The organism is Streptomyces sp. NPDC057654 (assembly GCF_042800135.1).
In the GTDB taxonomy this organism is placed as follows: Bacteria; Actinomycetota; Actinomycetes; order Streptomycetales; family Streptomycetaceae; genus Streptomyces.
On the sequence record NZ_JBHVHQ010001178.1, the window covers coordinates 1 to 2,071 of the forward strand.

2 protein-coding genes are annotated in these 2,071 nt (G+C 76.2%); both read right to left on the reverse strand.

Going from position 1 to position 2,071, the window contains the following annotated elements:
• Window positions 1–4: 4 nt before the first annotated feature.
• On the reverse strand, window positions 5–1,447 hold the full coding sequence (locus ACFU99_RS41745) for an FAD-dependent monooxygenase (RefSeq protein ID WP_384403482.1): 1,443 nt from the start codon (window positions 1,445–1,447) through the stop codon (window positions 5–7).
• A gap of 99 nt (window positions 1,448–1,546) precedes the next feature.
• Window positions 1,547–2,071 (reverse strand): ATP-binding protein (locus ACFU99_RS41750; RefSeq protein ID WP_384403485.1); only part of this gene is annotated, 525 nt, incomplete at its 5' end.

A 2,071-nucleotide genomic window follows, 5' to 3' on the forward strand; every position in this document is an offset into this window, starting at 1 on the left:
CTCGTCACCGCGGCGCCCGGTACAGCTCCCGTTCCGCCTGTGTGAACGGCGGGCCCGGCAGCGGTGCGGCGCCCGGTCCGCGCAGGACGGCCAGCGCCACGGCGGGGCGGAGCAGGGCGTCGAGCGGGGCGGAGAGCGTCATGACGTCGATCATGGCGCGGGCCACGGCGGGCCGGCCGGTGGCGGCGCGGGTCAGCCGGTCGAAGTAGCCGCGCAGCAGCCGGGCGGCGACCGGCGGCTGGTCGCCGATCGCGCCGGGGTAGCGGATGTCCTGCCCGGTGGCCAGGTCCCACGCGTTGTCGGCGGTACGGGCCAGGGCGCGCTGCGCGCGCCGGGCGAAGCCGGGGTCTGCGAGGCCGCCGTGTGCCAGCTCCTGGCGGAGGGCTTCGGCCCCGAGGGCGGCGACCGACATGCCCTGGCCGTAGACCGGGTTGAAGGTGGCCACGGAGTCGCCCGCGGCGACGAACCCGTCCGGCCAGCGCGGCAGTTGCTCGAAACGGCGACGGCGGTTGACGGTGCTGTGCGAGACGAACACGTCGGTGATCGGCTCGACCCCGGCGATGAGGTCGGCGAGAACGGGGTGGTCGAGCTGCCGGCAGAATCCCTCGAACCCGTCGGCGTCCGTGGGCGGTTCGCCGCCGCGCGTGCCGGAGGCGGTGATCAGCCAGCGGCCGTCCTCGATGGGGACGAGCGTCGCGCCCTGCGCGGGGCGGTCCAGGCCGGCCTTGGGCTGCACGCTGACGACGGGGAAGTTCTCGGATCCCGCCGGGGCGCGGAACAGCCGTGTGGCGTAGGCGAGTCCGGAGTCGACGCGCTCCTCCCGGACGGCGGGCAGGCCCAGTTCGCAGAGCCAGTGCGGGGCCTGGGAGCCGCGCCCGGTGGCGTCGACGACGAGGTCGGCGGCCAGGTGGGCGACACCGTCCGCGGCCTCCGTGTCGCGGACGCGCACGCCGGTGACGCGCCGGGCGTCGCCCAAGAGCCCGAGCCCGTCGGCGCCGTCGCGGAGGGTCACGCCCGGCCTGGCGAGGACCTGTTCCCGTACGACCCAGTCCAGCAGGTCGCGGGTGCAGGCCATCAGATACTGCATCTCGGGCCAGCGGGGCAGCCAGCCCTTCGCGGACAGCGCGACGAGGCCGGTCGGCAGGGAGATGCGGCGGGCGCCCGCCGCGATCCACCGGTCGGTGGTGCCGGGCAGCAGCGATTCGATGACGCGGGCCCCGCCCGACCACAGCAGGTGGGCGTGGCGGGCCTGCGGAATTCCCTTGCGCGCGGCCGGTGTCGAGGGCAGCCGGTCCCGGTCCACGAGGGTGACCGAAGCGCCGTGTTCGGCGAGGACGGCGGCGGCCAGCAGCCCGGCGAGGCCGGTGCCGAGGACCACGGCGCGGAGGTGCGGGGCGGCGGAGGCGGTGGGGTCGATCGGGGCGGCTCGGCGGGTCGGCTCGTTCATGGCCGGTGTCCTCCTGGGGGTGCGGCACGGTACGCGCGGCGGTGACGGCCTTGGCTCCGGCACCCATTGTGCTGCGCCCGGTACGCCGGGTGCGGGAAATCAGCAGCCGCGTTCGGGGCAGGCGAACTCGCACCACACGCATTTTCCGGCCCCCCGCGACTCCACGCCCCACCCGTCCGCGAGCCCGTCGACGAGCAGCAGTCCGCGCCCCGAGACGCCCGCCTCGCCGGGCTCCCGGCGCCGCGGCATGGCGCTGGACCGGTCCTCGACCTCGATCCGCAGCCGCCGGCCACCGTCGGTACCCGTGCCCGTGCCCGTGCCGGGGAGCATCCGGATGGTCACGACGGCGGCCCCGTCGGTGTGCAGCAGGGCGTTGGTGATCAGTTCGTCGGCGACGAGCTCGATGTCGTCCGCGCGCTCGCGCGCGCCCCACGCCCGTACCGCCGCGCGGATCATGTGCCGGGCGGCGGACAGCGCCTCGGGGTCGGCGGACGCGATGTGCTGCTGGAGCCGGCCGCCGCTCTGCGCGGCGGTGCCCGTACGGCGCATCAGCAGGACGGCCAGGTCGTCCTCGCCGGAGCGCTCGTCGACCCTCTCGCACAGCTGGTCGGCGAGGTCCTGGCC